The organism is Actinacidiphila yanglinensis (assembly GCF_900107965.1).
Lineage (GTDB): Bacteria > Actinomycetota > Actinomycetes > Streptomycetales > Streptomycetaceae > Actinacidiphila > Actinacidiphila yanglinensis.
Genome location: NZ_FNVU01000028.1, coordinates 57050 through 77235 on the forward strand (window position 1 = coordinate 57050; position 20186 = coordinate 77235).

The 20186-nt window shown below is 73.9% G+C and carries 20 protein-coding genes; 10 read left to right on the top strand and 10 right to left on the bottom strand.

All coding sequences use genetic code 11. From position 1 onward, the window contains the following. Positions 1–34 precede the first annotated feature (34 nt). The 3 genes from C4U44_RS37610 (at position 35) to hutI (ending at position 4046) form a co-directional block, all read left to right on the top strand. Positions 35–1231: an allantoate amidohydrolase gene (locus C4U44_RS37610; RefSeq protein WP_103890661.1), complete on the top strand. Its 1197-nt coding sequence runs from the start codon at positions 35–37 to the stop codon at positions 1229–1231. Further along, complete coding sequence (locus C4U44_RS37615) at positions 1222–2565, top strand: formimidoylglutamate deiminase (protein ID WP_103890618.1); 1344 nt, start codon at positions 1222–1224, stop codon at positions 2563–2565. The genes C4U44_RS37610 and C4U44_RS37615 overlap by 10 nt, the downstream gene beginning before the upstream one ends. A 284-nt stretch (positions 2566–2849) precedes the next feature. After that, complete coding sequence (gene hutI / locus C4U44_RS37620) at positions 2850–4046, top strand: imidazolonepropionase (RefSeq protein ID WP_103890619.1); 1197 nt, start codon at positions 2850–2852, stop codon at positions 4044–4046. Positions 4047–4065: 19 nt separating this feature from the next. Here hutI and C4U44_RS37625 read toward each other — a convergent pair whose 3' ends face one another. Beyond that, complete coding sequence (locus C4U44_RS37625) at positions 4066–4647, bottom strand: TetR/AcrR family transcriptional regulator (RefSeq protein ID WP_103890620.1); 582 nt, start codon at positions 4645–4647, stop codon at positions 4066–4068. Positions 4648–4963: 316 nt separating this feature from the next. On the opposite strand from C4U44_RS37625, the gene C4U44_RS37630 reads away from it, so the two are divergent. Further along, positions 4964–7192: an MMPL family transporter gene (locus C4U44_RS37630; protein ID WP_103890621.1), complete on the top strand. Its 2229-nt coding sequence runs from the start codon at positions 4964–4966 to the stop codon at positions 7190–7192. Positions 7193–7247: 55 nt separating this feature from the next. Here C4U44_RS37630 and C4U44_RS37635 read toward each other — a convergent pair whose 3' ends face one another. Next, complete coding sequence (locus C4U44_RS37635) at positions 7248–8174, bottom strand: RNA polymerase sigma factor SigF (RefSeq protein ID WP_103890622.1); 927 nt, start codon at positions 8172–8174, stop codon at positions 7248–7250. 192 nt (positions 8175–8366) lie between these two features. Between C4U44_RS37635 and C4U44_RS37640 the strand changes: the two genes are divergently transcribed. Both C4U44_RS37640 and C4U44_RS37645 read left to right on the top strand, forming a co-directional pair. Then, positions 8367–8735, top strand: a complete 369-nt coding sequence (locus C4U44_RS37640) for an STAS domain-containing protein (protein ID WP_103890623.1) — start codon at positions 8367–8369, stop codon at positions 8733–8735. A gap of 145 nt (positions 8736–8880) precedes the next feature. Beyond that, positions 8881–9378 (top strand): ATP-binding protein, encoded by a 498-nt coding sequence (locus tag C4U44_RS37645; protein ID WP_103890624.1) that lies wholly within the window; start codon positions 8881–8883, stop codon positions 9376–9378. 52 nt (positions 9379–9430) lie between these two features. Here C4U44_RS37645 and pdxR read toward each other — a convergent pair whose 3' ends face one another. After that, positions 9431–10855 (bottom strand): MocR-like pyridoxine biosynthesis transcription factor PdxR, encoded by a 1425-nt coding sequence (pdxR, locus tag C4U44_RS37650; protein WP_103890625.1) that lies wholly within the window; start codon positions 10853–10855, stop codon positions 9431–9433. A gap of 163 nt (positions 10856–11018) precedes the next feature. On the opposite strand from pdxR, the gene C4U44_RS37655 reads away from it, so the two are divergent. After that, complete coding sequence (locus C4U44_RS37655) at positions 11019–11540, top strand: carboxymuconolactone decarboxylase family protein (RefSeq protein WP_103890626.1); 522 nt, start codon at positions 11019–11021, stop codon at positions 11538–11540. A gap of 51 nt (positions 11541–11591) precedes the next feature. On the opposite strand, the gene C4U44_RS37660 is transcribed toward C4U44_RS37655, so the two are convergent. From C4U44_RS37660 to C4U44_RS37670, 3 genes are all read right to left on the bottom strand, one after another. Beyond that, the gene (locus C4U44_RS37660) at positions 11592–12779 is read right to left on the bottom strand and encodes a dipeptidase (protein WP_103890627.1); all 1188 of its coding nucleotides are present in this window, start codon (positions 12777–12779) and stop codon (positions 11592–11594) included. Between the two features lie 64 nt (positions 12780–12843). Continuing rightward, positions 12844–13377 (bottom strand): 5-(carboxyamino)imidazole ribonucleotide mutase, encoded by a 534-nt coding sequence (gene purE / locus C4U44_RS37665; protein WP_103890628.1) that lies wholly within the window; start codon positions 13375–13377, stop codon positions 12844–12846. Next, positions 13370–14500, bottom strand: a complete 1131-nt coding sequence (locus C4U44_RS37670) for a 5-(carboxyamino)imidazole ribonucleotide synthase (RefSeq protein ID WP_322973730.1) — start codon at positions 14498–14500, stop codon at positions 13370–13372. The genes purE and C4U44_RS37670 overlap by 8 nt, the downstream gene beginning before the upstream one ends. A gap of 214 nt (positions 14501–14714) precedes the next feature. Between C4U44_RS37670 and C4U44_RS37675 the strand changes: the two genes are divergently transcribed. Both C4U44_RS37675 and C4U44_RS37680 read left to right on the top strand, forming a co-directional pair. After that, positions 14715–15254: a GtrA family protein gene (locus C4U44_RS37675; protein ID WP_103890630.1), complete on the top strand. Its 540-nt coding sequence runs from the start codon at positions 14715–14717 to the stop codon at positions 15252–15254. Positions 15255–15347: 93 nt separating this feature from the next. Further along, positions 15348–15638, top strand: a complete 291-nt coding sequence (locus C4U44_RS37680) for a hypothetical protein (protein WP_103890631.1) — start codon at positions 15348–15350, stop codon at positions 15636–15638. Between the two features lie 138 nt (positions 15639–15776). Here the strand turns inward: C4U44_RS37680 and C4U44_RS37685 are convergent, their stop codons facing one another. From C4U44_RS37685 to C4U44_RS37700, 4 genes are all read right to left on the bottom strand, one after another. Then, positions 15777–17045 (bottom strand): ATP-binding protein, encoded by a 1269-nt coding sequence (locus C4U44_RS37685; protein ID WP_103890632.1) that lies wholly within the window; start codon positions 17043–17045, stop codon positions 15777–15779. A 12-nt stretch (positions 17046–17057) separates the two neighbouring features. Then, positions 17058–17732 carry a response regulator transcription factor gene (locus C4U44_RS37690; protein ID WP_103890633.1) on the bottom strand — a complete coding sequence of 225 codons (675 nt, stop codon included), beginning with the start codon at positions 17730–17732 and terminating at the stop codon, positions 17058–17060. A 67-nt stretch (positions 17733–17799) separates the two neighbouring features. Then, on the bottom strand, positions 17800–18816 hold the full coding sequence (locus C4U44_RS37695) for a lysylphosphatidylglycerol synthase transmembrane domain-containing protein (RefSeq protein ID WP_103890634.1): 1017 nt from the start codon (positions 18814–18816) through the stop codon (positions 17800–17802). Positions 18817–19066: 250 nt separating this feature from the next. Next, entirely contained in the window at positions 19067–19441 is a 375-nt protein-coding gene (locus C4U44_RS37700) for a VOC family protein (RefSeq protein WP_103890635.1), read from the bottom strand. A 163-nt stretch (positions 19442–19604) separates the two neighbouring features. Here C4U44_RS37700 and C4U44_RS37705 point away from each other — a divergent pair, with 163 nt between their 5' ends. Next, positions 19605–20162: a CGNR zinc finger domain-containing protein gene (locus C4U44_RS37705; protein ID WP_235032636.1), complete on the top strand. Its 558-nt coding sequence runs from the start codon at positions 19605–19607 to the stop codon at positions 20160–20162. Positions 20163–20186 lie beyond the last annotated feature (24 nt).

Genomic DNA, 20186 nt, shown 5'->3' on the forward strand with positions numbered 1-20186 from the left:
CGGACGGACCGGTACCGGCGCGGGCTTCCAGACGATGTGGCGGGAACTGGCCGCCGTCGGCCGCGACAGCGGGAGCGGCGGCTACCGCCGCTACGCCTGGACGCCCGCGGACACCGACTGCCGCGCCTGGTTCCGCGCGCAGGCCGAGGACCGCGGCCTGGCCTACGAGACCGACCGCAACGGCAACCAGTGGGCCTGGCTCGGCGACTCCGCGGCCGGCGACGCCGTGGTGACCGGCTCGCACCTGGACTCCGTGCCCGACGGAGGCGCCTTCGACGGGCCGCTCGGCGTGGTCTCCGCCTTCGCCGCCGTCGACGAGCTGCGCGCGCGGGACGTCCGGCCGCACCGGCCGCTGGCCGTGGTGAACTTCGGCGACGAGGAGGGCGCCCGCTTCGGCCTGGCCTGCGTCGGTTCGCGGCTGACCGCGGGCCGGCTCGCCGCGCGGGACGCCCGGGAGCTGCGCGACGCCGACGGGGTCACCCTCGCCCACGCCATGGAGCGGGCCGGGTACGACCCCGACGCGATCGGCGCCGACCCCGAACGCCTCGCCCGCATCGGCGCGTTCGTCGAACTGCACGTGGAGCAGGGCCGCGCCCTGGACCTGGACGGGCACCCGGTCGGGGTGGCCTCCGCGATCTGGCCGCACGGCCGCTGGCGCTTCGACTTCCGCGGCCAGGCCAACCACGCGGGGACCACCCGGCTGGAGGACCGGCACGACCCGATGCTGACCTACGCCGAGACGGTGCTCGCCGCCCGCGCCCGGGCCCGCACGTCGGGCGCGCTGGCCACCTTCGGCAAGGTCGCCGTGGAACCCAACGGGGTCAACGCCATCGCCTCCCTCGTACGCGGCTGGCTCGACTCCCGCGCCGCCGACGAGGACACCCTCGCCGAGGTCGTCGCCGGGATCGAGCAGGCGGCCAGGGAGCACGGCGCCCGCGACGGCGTGAGCGTCGAGGTGGTCCGCGAGTCCTTCACCCCGGTGGTGGAGTTCGCCCACGACCTGCGCGACCGGCTCGCCGCCCTGATCGGCGCGGACACGCCCGTCCCGGTGCTGCCGACCGGAGCGGGACACGACGCGGGAATCCTCGCCTCGGCGGTCCCGACCGCCATGCTGTTCGTACGCAACCCCACCGGTGTCTCCCATTCCCCGGCGGAGTTCGCGGCCGAGGACGACTGCGCCGCGGGCGTCACCGCGCTCGCCGATGTGCTGGAGGGGCTCGCGTGCCGGTGACGTACTGGTTGGAGCACGCCTGGCTCGACCCGATCGTCGAGCCGGGCGTGCTGCTGACCGCCGACGGCGGCCGGATCACCGCGCTGCGCCCCGGCTGCACCACCCCGCCACCGGGCGCGGTCCCGCTGCGCGGCCTGACGCTGCCCGGCCTGGCCAACGCGCACAGCCACGCCTTCCACCGCGCCCTGCGCGGCGCCGCCCAGACCGGCGGCGGCACCTTCTGGACCTGGCGCGAGATCATGTACACCACCGCACGGCACCTCACCCCCGACTCCTACTTCGACCTGGCCCGTGCGGTCTACGCCGAGATGGCGCTCGCGGGCATCACCTGCGTCGGCGAGTTCCACTACCTGCACCACCAGCCGGACGGCACCGCGTACGCCGACCCCAACGCGATGGGCGAGGCACTGATCGCGGCCGCCGCCGACGCGGGCATCCGGATCACCCTGCTGGACACGGTCTACCTGCGCGGCGGCCTGGTGCCCGGCGGCTACCGCCCGCTGGAGGGCGTCCAGGCGCGCTTCGGCGACGGCACGGCCGACCGCTGGTTCGCGCGCTGGTCACGGCTCAAGGGCGGCGAGCACGCCAGGATCGGCGCCGCCCTGCACTCGGTGCGTGCCTTCTCCGACCAGGACGGCTACGCCGACTTCGCCGAGCGCACCAAGGACGTCCCGGTGCACATCCACCTGTCCGAGCAGCCCGCCGAGAACGAGGCGTGCCTGGCGGTGCACGGCCGCACCCCGGCCCGGCTGCTCGACGACGCGGGCTTCTGGGGGCCGCACACCACCGCGGTGCACGCCACCCACCTCACCGCCGACGACATCGCCCTGCTCGGCAGCGCGGGCAGCGCGGTGTGCATGTGCCCCACCACCGAACGCGACCTCGCCGACGGCATCGGCCCCGCGCCCGCGCTGCAGCGGGCCGGCAGCCCGTTGACCCTGGGCAGCGACAGCCACGCCGTGGTGGACCTGCTGGAGGAGGCCCGCGCGATGGAGCTGAACGAGCGGCTGCGCACCCGGGCCCGCGGCCACTGGACCGCCGCCGCCCTGCTGCGCGCGGCCACCACCGACGGCCACGCCTGCCTCGGCTGGCCCGACGCGGGCCGCCTGGAGCCGGGCGCGCTCGCCGACCTCACCACCCTCGCGCTGGACTCGGTGCGCACCGCGGGGCCACCGCCCCGGCTGGGCGCCGAGACCGCGGTATTCGCGGCGACCGCCGCGGACGTACGGCACACCGTGGTGGCGGGCCGTCAGATCGTGGCGGACGGGCAGCACCTGCGCGTGACGGACGTGGCCGGCGCGCTGGCCACCGCGATCGCCGCCACCCGCGGCTGAGCCCGGCCCCGCCCGGTGCGCGAACGACCCCGGTGGTGCCCATCGCGCCGGCCCCTCCGTCCTCGCCGCGGTCGGCCGGGCGGCTCCCCCCGGGCCCGAGCGGTGCAGCGCGCCGCCGCACCGCCGGGAAGGACCCCCGTGCCCTCCCGGAGAAGCCGCGCCGGTCCGCGGAACACCCCCGTGTTCCCGCGAACCGGCCCACCCCCGCGAGCCCCCGCACTCCTGCGGACGCCCGCGCCACCGCGACCTCCCTCGCCCACGCCAGCAGCACGAAGGAGCAGGCCATGACGGTCAGCACGGCCATCACCGACATCGGCAGCCTGATCACCAACGACCCCTCCCTCACCAGCGCGGACAACCCCCTCGGACTGGTCCGGGACGCCGCCGTCGTCATCGAGGGCGACCGCGTCGTCTGGACCGGTGCGACCAGCAAAGCACCCCCCACTGACAATCGCGTCGATGCCGGCGGCCGCGCGCTGCTGCCCGGCTTCGTCGACTCCCACGCACACCTGGTCTTCGCCGGCGACCGCGGCCCGGAGTTCGCCGCGCGGATGTCCGGCCGGCCCTACAGCGCGGGCGGCATCCGCACCACCGTGGCGGCCACCCGGGCCGCCTCCGACGCCGAACTCGACGGCAACCTCGCCCGCCTCATCGCGGAGGCCCGCCGGCAGGGCACCACCACGGTCGAGACCAAGTCCGGCTACGGCCTCACCGTCGAGGACGAGGCCCGCGCGCTGCGGATCGCCGCCGAGCGGACCCCCGAGACCACCTACCTCGGCGCCCACGTCGTCGCCCCCGAGTACGCCGGCGACCCGGCCGGGTACGTCGACCTCGTGACCGGGCCGATGCTCGACGCCTGCGCGCCGTACGCCCGCTGGGTCGACGTGTTCTGCGAGCGGGGCGCCTTCGACGGCGACCAGGCCCGCGCGGTCCTCGACGCCGGGCGCGCCCGCGGGTTGACCCCCCGGGTGCACGCCAACCAGCTCGGCCACGGCCCCGGGGTGCTGCTCGCGGTCGAGCTCGGCGCCGCCTCCGCCGACCACTGCACGTACCTCACCGACGCCGACGTCGACGCCCTGGCGAGCGGCGACACCGTCGCCACGCTGCTGCCCGGCGCCGAGTTCTCCACCCGCGCCACCTACCCCGACGCCCGACGGCTCCTGGACGCGGGCGCCACCGTGGCGCTGTCCACCGACTGCAACCCCGGCTCGTCCTTCACCACGTCGATGCCCTTCTGCATCGCGGTTGCCGTCCGCGAGATGGGCATGTCGCCCGACGAGGCGGTCCGCGCCGCCACCTACGGCGGCGCGCGCGCCCTGCGCCGCACCGACGTCGGGACGGTCGCCCCCGGCTCCCGGGCCGACCTGCACCTCATCGACGCGCCCAGCCACATCCACCTCGCCTACCGCCCGGGCGTCCCGCTCACCGCGGCGGTCTGGCAGGCCGGCGCGCTGGTGAGCGCGGACGGCGCGGCGGTCTGAGCGGCCTGCGGCAGGGGACTCAGGTCCGCGGGGCCGGGACCCGCAGGATGCGCAGGAGCGTCGAGGTGAGCGCCTCGCGCAGTTCGCCGTCGGTGAGGTCGGTCAGCTCGGAAAGGCACTCCGGAATGGTGAACACCGCGTTGTAGGCGAGCCGTTCGGCGCCGCTGGGCCGGTCGCCGTAGAGCAGTCCCAGGCCGCGTTCGTGCAGGACGGACGCCTCGCTCTTGTCCTTGACCGCGGGCCGCTCGGGGTCGGTGGACGCCATCACCATGTTCTGCCGGTGGGTGACGAGGAAGTCGACGAAGCCGTGCACCAGGTGCTCGGTCCTGGCCCGGCGGCTCCGGATGTGCTCCGCCTCGTCCAGCAGCGTGCCCACCCGCTCGATGCCGGGCAGCAGCGCCGCGTGCAGGATGTCGCTCTTCGCCCGGAAGTGGTAGTAGACGGCCGCCTTCGTCAGGCCCAGCTCGTCCGCGATCATCTGGAGCGAGGTGGCGCTGTAGCCGAGTTCCGCGAAGAGCCGCTGGGCCGTCTCGAGGATCAACTGCCGTGTCTGCTCGGCCTGCGCCGCGCGGCTGGTCAGGCCCTTGGCCGACGTCGCCATGGCTGTGCCCCTCTTTCGTCCCCGTGACCCCGCAGCATACAAGTCGCCGGATGCACCGTCACCAGGTTCCACCGGCTGCTCCCGCCCGGTGGAACGGTCTCCTCCGCACCCGGGGGAGGCCGCTCTCCGGAAGCCCGCCGCGAACGTCCTCGGAGTGCCCGCACAGGACTGCTTCACCTGCCAATGGAAGGTGATTCACCTGCCAACGGCAAGTCTTTCGCTTGACGAGCGGCTAGTGAAAGCCTAGCGTCGTCGAGCGGGACGGCAACTGCGGAGAGCAGCGGCCGGAGACACCGGAGACATGGGGAAGACGTATATGTCCAGCTATCTGTACCGGCTTGCCCGCTTCTGCTACCGGCGGCGGGTACGCGTCCTCGTCGTGTGGCTGGTGGCGGCGATCGCCGCCATCGCGATCGCCCAACTGAGTGGCGGCAAGACCAACGACAACTTCACGATCCCCGGCACCGAGGCGCAGAACGCGACCGACGTGCTGAAGGCCAAGCTCCCGGCGTTCAGCGGCGGACAGAGCACCATCGTCTTCGCGACGAAGAACGGCGCCAGGATCACCGCCCCCGCCACCCGCGCCGAGATCACCACGGCGATGAAGCGGATCAGGTCCGTGCCCCAGGTGTCGGCGGTCGTGGACCCGTACGCCTCGAAGCTGGTCTCCGCGGACGACCGGATCGCCCTCGGGCAGGTCCAGTGGTCCGCGCAGCCGGCGGACGTCAAGGACGCCAACCTCGACGCCGTGCAGGACGCGGTACAGCCGGTGAGGGCCGCCGGGGTGCAGGTCGAGTACAACGGCAGCGTCTATCCCGGCTGGCGGTTCGAGGTGTCCGAGGTGCCCGAACTCGTCGGCCTGGTGATCGCGTTCGGCATCCTGATGGTCACCTTCGGCGCGTTCGCCGCCGCGGGCATGCCGATCCTCGGCGCGATCATCGGGGTGGTCACCACCTTGATGGGCGTCACCGCGGTGGCCTCCGTCGTCACCATCGCCTCGGCCTCCACCACCGTCGCGCTGATGCTCGGCCTGTCCTGCGGCATCGACTACGGCCTGTTCATCCTGTCCCGGCACCGCGCCAACCTGCTGCGCGGCGTCCCACCGGAGGAGTCGGTGCCGCTGGCCATGGGCACCGCGGGCAGCTCCGTGGTCTTCGCCGCGCTCACCGTGATCATCGCGCTGTGCGGGCTGACCGTGGTCGGCATCCCGTTCCTGACCGTGATGGGCGTGGCCGCCGCGTGCTCGGTCGCCGTGGCGCTGCTGATCGCGCTCACGCTGCTGCCGGCCCTGCTCGGCTTCGCCGGGCGCCGGGTCGCCCGCTTCAGCCGGCTGCCCAAGTTCGGCGCGCACGCCGAGCGGGTCGCCCGCCGCACCGCCGCCGACCCGGGCAGCACCGCGGGCGCGGGCTGGTCGCGGTTCGTCGTGCGCCACCGGGCGCTGGTCACCGTGGTCGGCGTGGTGCTGCTCGGCGTGCTGGCCATCCCCGCCGCGAGCATCGAGCTCGGCCTGCCGTCCGGCGCCTCCCAGTCGAAGGACAACACCCAGCGCAAGGCGTACGACCTGACCACCGAAGGCTTCGGCGCCGGGTTCAACGGCGCGCTGCTGATCGTCGCCCAGGACGTCTCCTCGCCGGCCGACACCGCGAGGATCGCCGCCGCTCTCGCCCGGCAGCCCGACGTCGTCAAGGTCACGCCGCTGGCCGGGCAGAACAACACCTCGCTGATCCGGGTGATCCCGAAGTCCGGCCCGAACGACCAGGCCACCCAGGACCTCGTGCACTCGCTGCGCGACAACCGCGCGGCCATCGAGTCGGGCACCGGGGCGCACATCCTCGTCGGCGGCACCACCGCCTCCAACATCGACGTGTCGTCGAAGCTCTCCAGCGCGCTGCCGGTCTTCCTGATCACGGTCGTCGGCCTGGCGTTCGTCCTGCTGACCTTCGCCTTCCGCACCATCCTGGTGCCGCTGAAGTCGATCGTCGGCTTCCTGCTGTCCATGGCAGCCGCGCTTGGCGCCCAGGTGGCGGTCTTCCAGTGGGGCTGGGGCCGGCACCTGCTGGGCATCACCCCGACCGAGACGATCAGCTTCCTGCCGATCATCATGCTCGCCATCATCTTCGGGCTGTCCAGCGACTACGAGGTGTTCGTCGTCTCCCGCATCAAGGAGGAGTTCACCCGGCACGGCGACGCCCGCAGGTCCGTGGAGCGCGGCACCGCGCTGTCGGCCCGGGTGGTGACCGCGGCCGCCCTGATCATGTTCTCGATCTTCGTGGCCTTCGCCTTCACCAACAACCCGACAATCCGGGCGATCGGCTTCAGCTTCGCGGTCGGCGTCTTCCTCGACGCCTTCGTGGTGCGCCTCACCCTGGTCCCGGCCGTGATGGCCCTCGTCGGCGCGCGGATCTGGTACCACCCGAAGTGGTTCGGCCGCTGGGTGCCGGACCCGGACATCGAGGGCCGCCGGCTCGAGGAGCAGCTGGCGGACGGCCGGTTCGGCGCGGACGCCGCGCAGGCCGTGGCGGACTCGAACGCAGTGGCGCGATAGCAGCGCAGGCGGCCGGAGCGGGATCCGCTCCGGCCGCCTGCGGCGTCCGCCGGGGCTAGTCCTCGACCATCAGGCCGCGGCGCAGCCGGGCGAGGGTGCGGCTGAGGAGGCGGGAGACGTGCATCTGGGAGATGCCCAGCTCCTCGCCGATCTCGGACTGGGTGAGGTTGCCCACGAAGCGCAGCGACAGGATGGTGCGGTCGCGCACCGGCAGCTTGGCGATCAGCGGCTTCAGGGACTCGATGTACTCGACGCCCTCGAGGTCCTGGTCGTCGTAGCCGATCCGGTCGGCGAGCGCGCCCTCCGGGTCGTCCTCGGCCGGCTGGGCGTCCAGCGAGCTGGCGGTGTAGGCGTTGCTCGCCGCCATGCCCTCGATCACCTCGTCGTCGGGCAGGTCCAGCCGGTCGGCCAGCTCCCGCACGGTCGGCGTGCGGTCGAGCTGCTGGGCCAGCTCGTCGCCGGCCTTGGCCAGGTCCAGGCGCAGTTCCTGGAGCCGCCGCGGCACCCGCACCGACCAGGACGTGTCACGGAAGAACCGCTTGATCTCGCCGACGATGGTCGGCATCGCGAAGGTCGGGAACTCCACACCGCGGGAGAGCTCGAACCGGTCGATCGCCTTGATCAGGCCGATGGTGCCGACCTGGACGATGTCCTCCATCGGCTCGCTGCGGGTGCGGAACCGGGAGGCGGCGAACTTCACCAGCGCCAGGTTCAGCTCCACCAGCGTGTTGCGGACGTAGCTGTACTCGCCGGTGCCCTCCTCCAGGGACTGGAGGCGGCCGAAGAGCGTCTTGGACAGCGCTCGCGCGTCCACCGGGCCGATCTCGTCGTAGGGCGGGATCTCCGGCAGCCCCTCGGGTTCGAAGCCGGTGTGGGCCGGCGCGTACGTCCCCCCGCCGAGCGTCTCCTCCCACCGGGCGGGGACGTCCCCCTGCTGTTGCTCCTGCTCCTGCTCGTGTTCCGGGCCGAGCCGGGGTGTCATGCGCTCATCCCTCTCTTGCGGCACGAGTGCCGTTCGTCTGCCGTACTTCAGCCCTACCCCCATCCGGAGGTGTCCCGCAAGTCCCGAGGGTTGCGCGATCGACTACCGCACGCACCTCGAAACGCGTAGGGTCGGGCTGGCGTCACCCGGGGGCGCAGGGTGTGTGACCAGGGACGCAGCGAGGGAGCGCAGATGGACCACGAGGCGGTGGGCACCGCCGGTCTCGGCCGGCTGCACGTCGAGGTGGGGCAGCAGGGCGGCAGCACGGTTTTCACCCCGTCGGGAGAACTCGACCACCACACCGCCGACCTCCTCGCCGAGCCGATCGCCGCGGCCGTCGACGCGGGCGCGTCCCGTCTGGTGGTGGACTGCTCGGGCCTGGAGTTCTGCGACTCCACCGGGCTGAACGTCCTGCTCGGCGCGCGTCTGCGGGTCGAGGCGCTGGGCGGCGGGGTGCACCTGGCGGCCATGCGGCCGACGGTCGCGCGGGTGTTCGAGATCACAGGCGCCGACGCGGTGTTCACCGTGCACGAAACGCTCGACCAGGCTCTCCAGGAGTAGCCGGGTCAGGGGGACGGGGGCGAGGACGCATGAGCGGTATCAGCCGGACCCCGCGCGCATTGGTCGCGTGTGGGGCGTGTTCCCGGAGATCGACCGGGCAGAAGACAGGTCGGACCCAGCCGTACATCCGTGAGGTGAGGCCTTGATGAGCACCACTCGGCCGTACGCCGCGGGTGACCAGGCGCCCGATGCGGGCGACGGCGAGAGCGAGCCGGACGTGAATCTTCGGGCGCCGGAGCCGGTGCGGCGGCTGGCGCTTTCCGGGGAGAGCGGGATCGTTCCGCGGGCTCGCGACTTCACCCGTCAGGCGCTGCGCGACTGGGGCTGGCTGCCCGGGTCGACCGCCGACCGCAGGGCCGCCGCGGAGGACGTGCTGCTCGTCGTCTCCGAACTGGTCACCAACGCGTGCCTGCATGCCGGGGGCCCCGAGGAGCTCCGGCTGCTGCGCAACGGCAAGGCGGTGCGCCTGGAGGTCGTCGACGGCGCCAGCGGCGAGCCGGCGCCCCGCTCCCCGCACCGCGCGGGCCGGCCCGGCGGCCACGGCATGTTCATCGTGCAGCGCCTGTGCCTGGACTGGGGCGTCATCCGTGACGGAGAGCGCCCGGGAAAGACCGTCTGGGCGGAGCTGGCCGCCCCGCAGTAGCCGGCCCGCGGGGAAACCGCCCGGGGCCGCCGATCGGGCGCCCCCGGGCAGGCTACGGCCGCGTCAGCGCATTCACGAGGGCGTCCAGGGCGGCGGGATACGCCCCCTCCGCCGGAGTGCCGTAGCCGACGATCAGTCCCTGCGGGCGGTGCGCGCCGCCCTCGGGCCCGGCCGCCTCCTCGTGCCAGTGATCGCCGAGCGTGCCGACCGCCAGGTCCAGCCGCGCCGCCCGCCGGCGTACGTCCGCCTCCGCCAGCTCGCCCGCCGGCAGTGTCAGCACGGCGTGCAGCCCCGCCGCGATCCCGTCCAGGCCGTACGGCCCGCCCGCGCTGCCCGCCGCCCCCGTCCCGTACGCCCGCTCCAGCCGGGCCACCAGCAGGTCGCGGCGCCGCCGGTAGCGGGACCGGCAGGCGCGCACGTGGCGGTCGTAGCCGTGGTCGCGGATCAGCTCGGCGAGGGCGAGCTGGCCCAGCGCGCCGGTGTGGAAGTCGGTGTGCAGCTTCTCCTCGGCGACCGGCCCGACCAGATGCGGCGGCAGCACCATCCAGCCCAGCCGCAACGCGGGCCCCAGCGTCTTCGAGGCGGTCCCGACGTACACCACGTGGTCGGGCGCGGTGCCCTGCAGGGCGCCCACCGGCTGGCGGTCGTAGCGGAACTCGCCGTCGTAGTCGTCCTCGACCACCAGGCCGCCGGACGCGCGCGCCCAGGCGGTCAGCGCGTGCCGGCGCGAGGGGTGCAGGGTCACCCCGGTCGGGTACTGGTGCGCGGGGGTCACCACGACCGCGTCCACCGCGCCGGCGCCCGCGGCCAGTTCGTGGGTACGCGCGCCCCGCCCGTCCGTGGGCAGCGCGACCACCCGGCCGCCGGCCCGCCGCACCACGTCGCGGTGGAAGGGCAGCCCCGGGTCCTCCATGGCGACCGTGCGCGCCGCGACCCGCACCAGCAGCGCCAGCGCCTGGACGTAGCCCGAGGTGATGACGATCCGCCCGGGTTCCGCGACGACCCCGCGGGCGCGCCCCAGGTACTCCGCGAGGGCCGTCCGCAGCTCGATCCGGCCGCAGGGGTCGCCGTAGTCGTAGGCGGCCGAGGGAGCGGCCGCCAGGGCACGCCGGGTCGCCCTGACCCAGGCGGGCGCCGGGAAGGACGTCACGTCGGGGCTGCCGGGCCGCAGGTCGTGGCGGGGCGCCCTGGGCCGGTGCCCGCCGCCGGCGGGCGTCTGCGGGGGCGCGGGGCGGCCGGCGACCACGGTGCCCGAACCCTGCCGCGCGTCGAGGTACCCCTCCGCCACGAGCTGGTCGTAGGCGGCCTTGACGGTGCCGCGCGCCACCCCGGTGTCGGCGGCGAGCCGGCGGGTGGACGGCAGCCGCGCGCCCGGGGCGAGGCGGCCGTCGCGGACGGCGGCACGCAGCGCCCGCTCCAGGGCGGCGCGACGGCCGCCCTGCCCCGGGCCCGACGGCAGGTCGAGGTGCAGGTCCACCCCGGAGGTGCCCGGCGGCGCGGGCGATCCGGGCGGAGCGGGGGGAGCCTGGGACGTCGGGGACCCCGGGGGCTCCGGGGAGGTTCCGGGAGGCGAAGTGGGCCAGGAATCATGCACGGAACTGGATCTTATCCGCGGTCCACTCCGGCCGTAGGTTCCTCGTATGAGCACTGACACCAGCACCGCACAGACCGCCGGGAACAGCGCGACCGCCGGGACCTCCCCTCACGTCGTGCCGCCCGTACGCTTCGCCGTCGACCGCCTCGCCCCGCACATCAACCGCGCGATGAACGCCCTGGACGCCGCCTCCCGCGAGGTCGGCCTGGAGGCCCCGCTGCTCGAACTCGTCCGCGCCCGCGCGTCCCAGCTCAACGGCTGCGCCTACTGCGTCGACACCCACACCAAGGACGCCCGCAGTGGCGGCGAGAGCGAGCAGCGCCTGTACGCGCTGGCGGTCTGGCGGGAGACGCCGTTCTTCACCGCCCGCGAGCGGGCCGCCCTCGCCCTGACCGAGGCGGCCACCCGCCTCACCGACGGGCCCGTGCCCGACGCCGTCGTCGACGAGGCGGCGGAGCACTTCAACCCCACCGAACTCGCCGAACTGCTGTGGACGATCACGGTGATCAACGCCTGGAACCGGCTGGGCGCGGTGGCCCGCCCCTGGCCGCTGAACGTGAGCGCGTGAGTGCCTGAGGGGGCGCCAGAGGGGGCCTGAGTACGGGTGGCGGCGGGCGCCTCAGCCGTCGAGCTGCCCGATCGTCGCCGCCGACGGCCCCCGCTCGGCGCGCAGCGTCGTCGCCGCCGACTCCGCGTCGCGCAGCACCCGGACGGCGTTGTGCCAGGTGAGCTTGGCGATGTCGGCCTCGGACCAGGAGCGGTCCAGCAGTTCGGCCACGAGGAGGGGATAGCCGGACACGTCGGGCAGGTCGGCCGGGGTGAAGGCGGTGCCGTCGTAGTCGCCGCCGATGCCGATGTGGTCGATGCCGGCCACCGCGCGCATGTGGTCGAGGTGTTCGGCCACCGTGGCGGCCGTGGCGAGCGGGCGGGGGTGCACGGCCTCGAAGGCGTGCTGCACTGCCATGCCGGCCGGGGTGGTGTCCAGGGCGTGCAGGCCGTGGGCCCGCATGTTCGCGTCCGCCTCCAGGGTCCACTCGATGGCGGCCGGCAGGATGAACTTCGGCACGAAGGTCGCCATCGCCACGCCGCCGTTGGCCGGCAGCAGCGCGAGCACGTCGTCGGGGATGTTGCGTGGGTGGTCGCAGACCGCCCGGGCCGAGGAGTGCGAGAACAGCACCGGCGCCTGCGCCACCCGCAGCGCGTCGCGCATGGTGTCGGGGGAGACGTGCGAGAGGTCCACCAGCATGCCGAGCCGGTTCATCTCGCGGACCACCTCCTCGCCGAAGGCGGTCAGCCCGTGGGCAGCCGGCTCGTCGGTCGCGGAGTCCGCCCAGGGGGTGTTGCTGTTGTGGGTGAGCGTCATGTAGCGCACCCCCAGCTCGTACAGGGCGCGCAGCGCGGCCAGCGAGCAGTCGATGGAGTGCCCGCCCTCGGCCCCCATCAGGGACGCGATCCGGCCGGACGCGCGGGCCGCCTCCATGTCGTCGGCGGTGGTCGCCAGCAGCAGGTCGGACGGGTGGCGCTCGGTCATCCTGCGCACCACGTCGACCTGTTCGAGGGTCGCGGTGAGCGCATCGCCGCCCTTGAGCGCGATCGACACGTACACCGACCAGAACTGCGCGCCCACCCCGCCGGCCCGCAGCCGCGGCAGGTCGGTGTGGGTGCGCGCGCTCTGGTCGGCGGCCAGGTCGAAACGGTCCAGGTCGTACGCGACCTGCTCGCGCAGCGCCCACGGGAGGTCGTTGTGGCCGTCCACCACGGGGTGGGCGGCGAGCAGTTCGCGGGCGCGGTCGAGGAGGCGGTCCACAGGTGTACTCCAGGTGCGTTGCGGCGGTGCGCACCGCGGGGGCGCGCGCCGCGGTGGGCGTCGGTCAGCGGGCGAAGCCGAAGCCGGCGGCCCCCTTCACCTTCGCACGCAACCGGTCGCCCTTCTCCGTGGCCTGCTCCGTCAGCGAGGTCTGGAACTCCACCATCCGCTCGCGCAGTTCCGCGTCGTGGGCGGCCAGGACGCGCACGGCCAGCAGGCCGGCGTTGCGCGCACCGGCCACCGACACCGTGGCGACGGGTACGCCCGCGGGCATCTGCACGATCGACAGCAGCGAGTCCATGCCGTCGAGGTACTTCAGCGGCACCGGCACGCCGATCACCGGCAGCGGGGTGACCGCGGCGAGCATGCCCGGCAGGTGGGCGGCGCCTCCGGCGCCCGCGATCAGCGCCTTCAGACCGCGCCCCGCGGCCTGCTCGCCGTAGGCGATCATCTCGTGCACCATCCGGTGCGCGGAGACGACGTCGACCTCGTAGGGCACGGCGAACTCGTCCAGCGCCTTGGCCGCGGCCTCCATCACCGGCCAGTCGGAGTCGGAGCCCATCACGATGCCGACGACGGGGGACGGCGCTTCACTCATCGATGGTTCCTCGCAGGTAGCCGGCCGCGTGGCGGGCGCGCTCACGCACGTCGGCCAGGTCGTCGCCGTAGGTGTTGACATGGCCCACCTTGCGGCCGGGCTTCACGTCCTTGCCGTACATGTGGATCTTCAGGCCGGGGTCGCGGGCCATGCAGTGCAGGTAGGCCCGGTACATGTCGGGGTAGTCGCCGCCGAGGACGTTGGCCATCACCGTCCAGGGCGCGCGGGGGCGCGGGTCGCCGAGCGGCAGGTCGAGGACGGCCCGCAGGTGGTTGGCGAACTGCGAGGTGACCGCGCCGTCCATGGTCCAGTGGCCGCTGTTGTGCGGGCGCATCGCGAGCTCGTTGACGAGGATCTCGGAGCTGCCGTCGGCGCCGCGCACCTCGAACAGCTCGACCGCCAGGTGCCCGACCACGCCCACCTCGCGGGCGATCGTCAGGGCCAGCCGCTGGGCCCGCGCGGACAGCTCGTCCGGCAGCCCGGGCGCGGGCGCGATCACGGTGTCGCACACGCCGTCCACCTGGATCGACTCGACCACCGGGTAGGACACCGCCTGGCCGTGCGGCGACCGCACCACGTTCGCGGCCAGCTCGCGGACGAAGTCGACCTTCTCCTCGGCCAGCACCGGCACGCCGGCCCGGAACGGTTCCTCGGCCTCGGCCGCGGAGCGGACGATCCACACGCCCTTGCCGTCGTACCCGCCGCGCGAGGTCTTCAGCACGACCGGGAACCCGTCGCCCTCCTCCGCGAACCGCTGCACGTCGGCCGGGTCGGTGACGACCCGGTTGCGCGGGCACGGCGCGCCGATCTCGGCGAGCCGGGTCCGCATCACGGCCTTGTCCTGGGCGTGCACCAGGGCGTCGGGGCCGGGCCGCACCGCGATGCCGTCGGCCTCCAGGGCGCGCAGGTGCTCGGTCGGCACGTGCTCGTGGTCGAAGGTGATGACGTCGCAGCCCGCGGCGAAGGCACGCAGGGTGTCGAGGTCGCGGTAGTCGCCGACGGTGACGTCGGCCACGACCTGGGCGGCGGAGTCCTGCGGGGTGTCGCTGAGCAGCCGGAAACGGATGCCGAGCGGGATGCCCGCTTCGTGGGTCATGCGGGCGAGCTGGCCGCCGCCGACCATGCCGACTACGGGGAATGTCACAGTGTGTCCTGCCGGTGGTACGGGGGCTTGGCGCTCCCCAGAATATCCGCTCGGCATGTCGTGCAACTCATCGGCATCGGCGGCCGTCTACTTCTGCGAGGCGGTTAGGCTGTGGTCCAGACGCTGGCATGCGGCATTCCGGCCCACCAGGAAGCCGATTCCCAGACTCCGAAAGACAGGGCCCACCGACACCATGAGCCGATTGCGCGCACTGCGTTCGAAGCTGGCCCTGCTGTACCGCGAGATCGCCAAGTTCGGTGTCGTCGGCGCGGCGGGCGTACTGGTCAACATCGGCGTGTTCAACCTGGTCAGGCACAACTCCGGGCTGCAGACGGTGCGGGCCAGCATCGTGGCCACGATGGTGTCGATCGTCTTCAACTACGTCGGCTTCCGGTATTTCACCTACCGTGACCGGGACCGTGCGGGCCGTACCAAGGAGCTCAGCCTCTTCCTGTTCTTCAGCGCCATCGGCCTGGTGATCGAGAACGGCGTGCTGTACCTGGCGACGTACGGCTTCGGCTGGGACAGCCAGCTGCAGAGCAACGTGTTCAAGTTCGCCGGTATCGGGGTGGCGACGCTCTTCCGGTTCTGGTCCTACCGCACCTGGGTGTTCCGGCGGCTGCCGGCCCACGACGCGGTCGCCCAGGCCGAGTCGTTCCTCACCGACGCCGAGCGGGGCAAGCAGGGCAAGGTCGGCCGGCAGAAGAAGCCGGCCGCCGACCGGATAGCCTGACCCGCCGCCTGGCACGATCCCGCCCCGGGCGGTTTCGTTCGGATCAACGCAGGGGCGAGTGAGGCGGGCGGTTCCTGGTGGCACTCTGGAGCGATGCGACCTGGAACCGGTGTCTCCGAGAGCGGCCTGCGGCATCTGCTCAACGAGTGGGATCCGATCGGCGTTGCCGACAAGGTGCAGGACGAGTACGACTGCATGCTCGTTCCTCTCCTCCAGCGGCTCCGCAGTGGTGCCGGCCAGGCGGAGATCGGTGAGTTCCTGCGGCACGAGCTGGAAGGCCACTTCGGTCTCACCCCTCAGCCGTTGGAGCCGGAAGCGATGGCGGCCCGAGTGATGTCCTGGTGGACGGCTAGCGGCAGGACCGACAGCACCGCCTCCGCGTAGTCGCTTCCTCCGGAACGTCCGCTCGCCGGTCGGGGTCTGATCGCCACCCGCTTCGAGAGGACGGCGGCCATCCACCTGGCCGGACCCCACGTCGCCGGCATCCTTCCCCGGTCTGCCGGACGACCCCGACGAAATCGCCTAGCCGATGACGTCCTCGCGCGGGGGCGGCGGGGTGATCTCCTGCGCCAGGAACAGCGCGAAGACCGGCGGGCGCTGCTGGAGCAGCTCCAGCCGTCCGCCGTCCGCCTCGGCGAGGTCGCGGGCAACGGCGAGGCCGAGGCCGGTGGAGTTGCGGCCGCTGACCGAGCGCTCGAAGACCCGGGCGCCCAGGTCCGTCGGCACCCCGGGGCCGTCGTCCGACACCTCGACCACCGCCTGGTTGCCGGTCACCCGGGTGTGCAGGGCGAGGGTGCCCGCGCCGTGCATCAGCGAGTTCTCGATGAGGGTGGCGAGCACCTGCGCCACGGCGCCGGGCGTGCCGACCGCGCGCAGCCCGCGGGCCCCGGACAGCTCCACCGCCCGGCCCTCGTTCTGGTAGGCGGGGCGCCACTCCTCGATCTGCTGCCGGATCACCTCGTCCAGGTCGAAGTCGACCGCGGAGCCGCTGCGCGGGTCGCGCGAGTTGGTCAGCAGCCGCTGGACGACGTCGGTGAGGCGCTCGACCTGGCCGAGGGCGATCGCCGCCTCCTCCTTGACCGCCTCGTGGTCGTCGGCGGTGGCGACGATCTCCTCCAGCCGCATCGACAGGGCGGTCAGCGGGGTGCGCAGCTGGTGCGAGGCGTCGGCGGCGAGCCGCCGCTCGGCGGTCAGCATCCGGCCGATCCGCTCGGCGCTGGCGTCCAGCACGTCCGCGATCCGGTCGAGTTCCGGCACCCCGTAGCGGCGGTGCCGGGGCCGCGGGTCGCCCGAGCCGAGGCGTTCGGCGGTCTCGGCGAGGTCGGTGAGCGGGTCGGCCAGCCGCCGGGCCTGGCGCACCGCGAGAGCGACCGCGGCCAGGACCGCGAGCAGCGCCACCGCGAGGATCACCAGCAGGGTGCGGCCGATCTCCCGGCTGACCGTGGAGCGGGCCTCCTCGACGGTGACGGACTCGCCGTGGTCGCCGAGCTGCGTCGACTTCAGGACGGCGCCCTTCGGCTGCTCGCCGAGTCGTACCTCGGGGTGGCCGGGCACCTTGACGATCGCGAAGCGGTTGTCGGCGATCTGCCGGTCCAGGCCCTTGGCGTCGACCGACTCACCGGCCAGGATGCGGTTCTCCACGATTCCGGTGAGTCGGACCGCCTCGGACTGCACCCCGTCCTGGGCGCTGCTCTGGATGGTCCGGGCCTCCACGATGACCAGGGAGATGCCGAACACGGCGATGACGACGAGCACCACGGCCAGCGTGGAGGAGATCAGGCGGCGGCGCATCGAGCGGGCGGGTCAGTTCTTCTCGAAGCGGAAGCCGACGCCGCGGACGGTCGCGATGTAGCGCGGGTTGGCGGCGTCGTCCCCGAGCTTCTTGCGCAGCCACGAGATGTGCATGTCGAGGGTCTTGGTCGACGACCACCAGGTGGTGTCCCAGACCTCGCGCATCAGCTGCTCGCGGGTGACCACCCGGCCCGCGTCCCGCACCAGCACCCGGAGCAGGTCGAACTCCTTGGCGGTGAGCTGGAGTTCGTCGTCGCCCATCCAGGCGCGGTGCGACTCGACGTCGATCCGCACCCCGTGGGTGGAGGGCTGGGTGGGCTCGGTGGTGCCGCGCCGCAGCAGGGCGCGGACCCGGGCGAGCAACTCGGCGAGGCGGAACGGCTTGGTGACGTAGTCGTCGGCGCCTGCGTCGAGGCCGACCACGGTGTCCACCTCGTCGGCCCGCGCGGTGAGCACCAGCACGGGGAACGTGTGGCCCTCCGTGCGGATGCGGCGGCACACGTCCAGGCCGTCCATGCCGGGCAGGCCCAGGTCGAGCACCACCAGGTCGACGGCGCCGAGCAGCGCCGTCTCCAGTGCGGTGGGTCCGTCCTCGCGCACCTCGACCTCGTACCCCTCGCGGCGCAGGGCGCGTGCGAGCGGTTCCGAGATGGATGCGTCGTCCTCGGCGAGAAGTACGCGGGTCATGGGCTTGATGGTAGTCCGCGCCGGAGCGTACCGGACCCGAGGTCCGCGCAGCCCTTTCGAGGGCCGGTCACAGCACTTTGCGGCGGATCAGCGCGCTCAGCACCAGGGTCGCCGGCAGCAGCGGCAACCACACGGTGACGATGCGGAAGGCGAGCACCGCGGAGGCGGCGGCCGAGGTGGGGGATCCGGCGGCGACCAGGGCGACGGCGAGGGCGGCGTCGACCGAGCCGATGCCGCCGGGGGAGGGCACCAGGGCGGCCGCGCAGGTCGCCGCGAGGTAGGCGAGCGCCACGTGCACGGGCGCCACCGGCAGGCCCAGTGCCCGCGCGACCGCCGCCATCGAGCCGGCCTGGAGCAGCGGGAAGGCCAGCGAGCCGCCCCACAGCGCCAGCACGCGCCCGGGGCGGGTGTGCAGGGTGCGGGCGTCGGCGAGCGCCGAGGTGACGAAACCGGTCACCGCCCGCCGCAGCCGCCCGGCCAGGACGAGGGTGAGGACGGCCGTGACCGCGACGGCGGCGACGGCCGTGGCCGGCAGCAGCAGTCCGGCGCCGTCGGGCAGCAGCCCCTTGGCGCGCAGTGCGTGCGGGTACGCGGCCAGCAGGACCAGGAGCAGGCCCACCCGGCAGGCGGACTCGGCGAGCGAGTACAGCGCCAGGGCGGCCGTCGAGCGGGCCAGCGGCAGCCCGTTGACGCGCAGGAAGCGCAGGTTGACCGCGCTGGCCCCGAGTCCCGCGGGGGCGAGCTGGCCGGCGGCGGTCGCGGCGAACTGGGTGGCCAGCAGCGGAAGGGGCGGCAGCGGTTCCACGACGCTGCCCTGGCGGGCGACCGCGTTGGCGACCCAGCCGAGCCCGGTGCCCGCCAGTGCGGCCAGCAGCCAGCCGGGGTCGGCGGAGACCAGGTCGTGCAGGCCCGACGCCATCAGCGAGCGGTGCAGGAGCACCCACACCGCGACCAGGACCGCGGGGACCAGTCCGGCGAGCGTGCGCAGGGGCAGGCGCCGCCACAGGGGCTTCCGGTCGGGCGGCGGCCCGCTCCGCGGCCGGGTGCGTGCGCGGCCGCGCGCCCGGGCCGGCGTTCGCAGCATCCCCGCCCCCCGCCCCGCTCGTCGCCGCACGTCGCGCGCGGCCCGGCCGGCCGCTCCTGGGGGCAGCATCGTCGGGCCGGGATACGGCGGGGATACGCCCGGGCCACGGATGGGACACGTCCTGGCGTCGGTTGGGCCGGGGCCCGGGCGCTCCGGGGGAGGGGCTCGCGTGAGGAGGGTGTCAGCCCGCCCGCCGCAGAGAGCTCAGCATGTACGGCGGCCGGACGTCAGCACGCGCGGCGGCCCGACGTCAGCACGCGCACAGGCAGAAGGGGTGCCCGGCCGGGTCCGCGTACACCCGCCAGTTGCGCTTGCCCCCGAGGTCGTCCTCGAGCAGGGTCGCGCCCAGGCCGAGGACGACCTCCTCGGCCGCCGCCATCTCGGCACGCGGCACGGCGATGTCGAGATGGAACTGCTGGGGCCGCTCCGGGTCGGGCCAGGCGGGAGGGCGGTGGTCCGGGGCGAACTGGAAGGACAGCATCTGGCCGCCCTCGCGGTCGAGGTCGACCCACGTCTCGTCCTCGTCCTCGGCCTTGACGGTGCCGCCGACGAGTTCGGCGTAGAAGGCGGCGAGCGAGGTGGGATCGGGGCAGTCGAGGACGACCGCGCCGAGGGTGCCGATCATGCGGGCTCCTTCCGGGAGCGTCATTGGCGCACAGGCGAACGGGCGGCCCGGGGCGGGTCGTGCGCGCCTGTTACCAGTGGAGGGCGTGAGCCGGTAACCGTTACCTCATGATGGTGGGGCAGGGGTAACGATGCAAGGGAGATCCGGCAGTAACGTTGCGAGGGTGGAACAGCCAGGAGAGCGCTACGCCGCCCCCGAGTCGCTGCGGCTGGTGCAGGACCTGGTCAACACCGTTGACCTGGAAGGCGGCACGGAGGAACTGGACACGCCGTCGGCCCTGACCGCCTGGGTGCGCGGGCGCGGCATCGCCGTCGGCCCCCGCGGCTTCGACCGGGCCGGGCTGCACGACGTCCTGGTGCTGCGGGAGGCGCTTCGGGACGTCTGCTCCGCGCACGCGGGCGCCGACGTGCCCCCGGGCGCCCTGGCCGCGCTCGACGGATTGCTCGCCGCCGCTCCGCTGCGGCTCGCGGTCGATCCGGCGGGCGGTGCCACGGTGGTCCCGGTGCCCGCCTCCGGGGGCGTCGCCGCCCTCACCGCGGAGGTGGCAGCCGTGATCGCCGCGGCCGCGGCGGAGGGCACCTGGCCGCGCCTGAAGGCGTGCGCGGCCGACACCTGCCGCTGGGTCTACTACGACCGCAGCCCGGCAGGGCGCGGCCGCTGGTGCTCGATGGCGATCTGCGGCAGCCGCGCCAAGATGCGGGCGTACCGCGGCAGGAAGTGACCCTGGCGGGGGCGAACGGCCCGG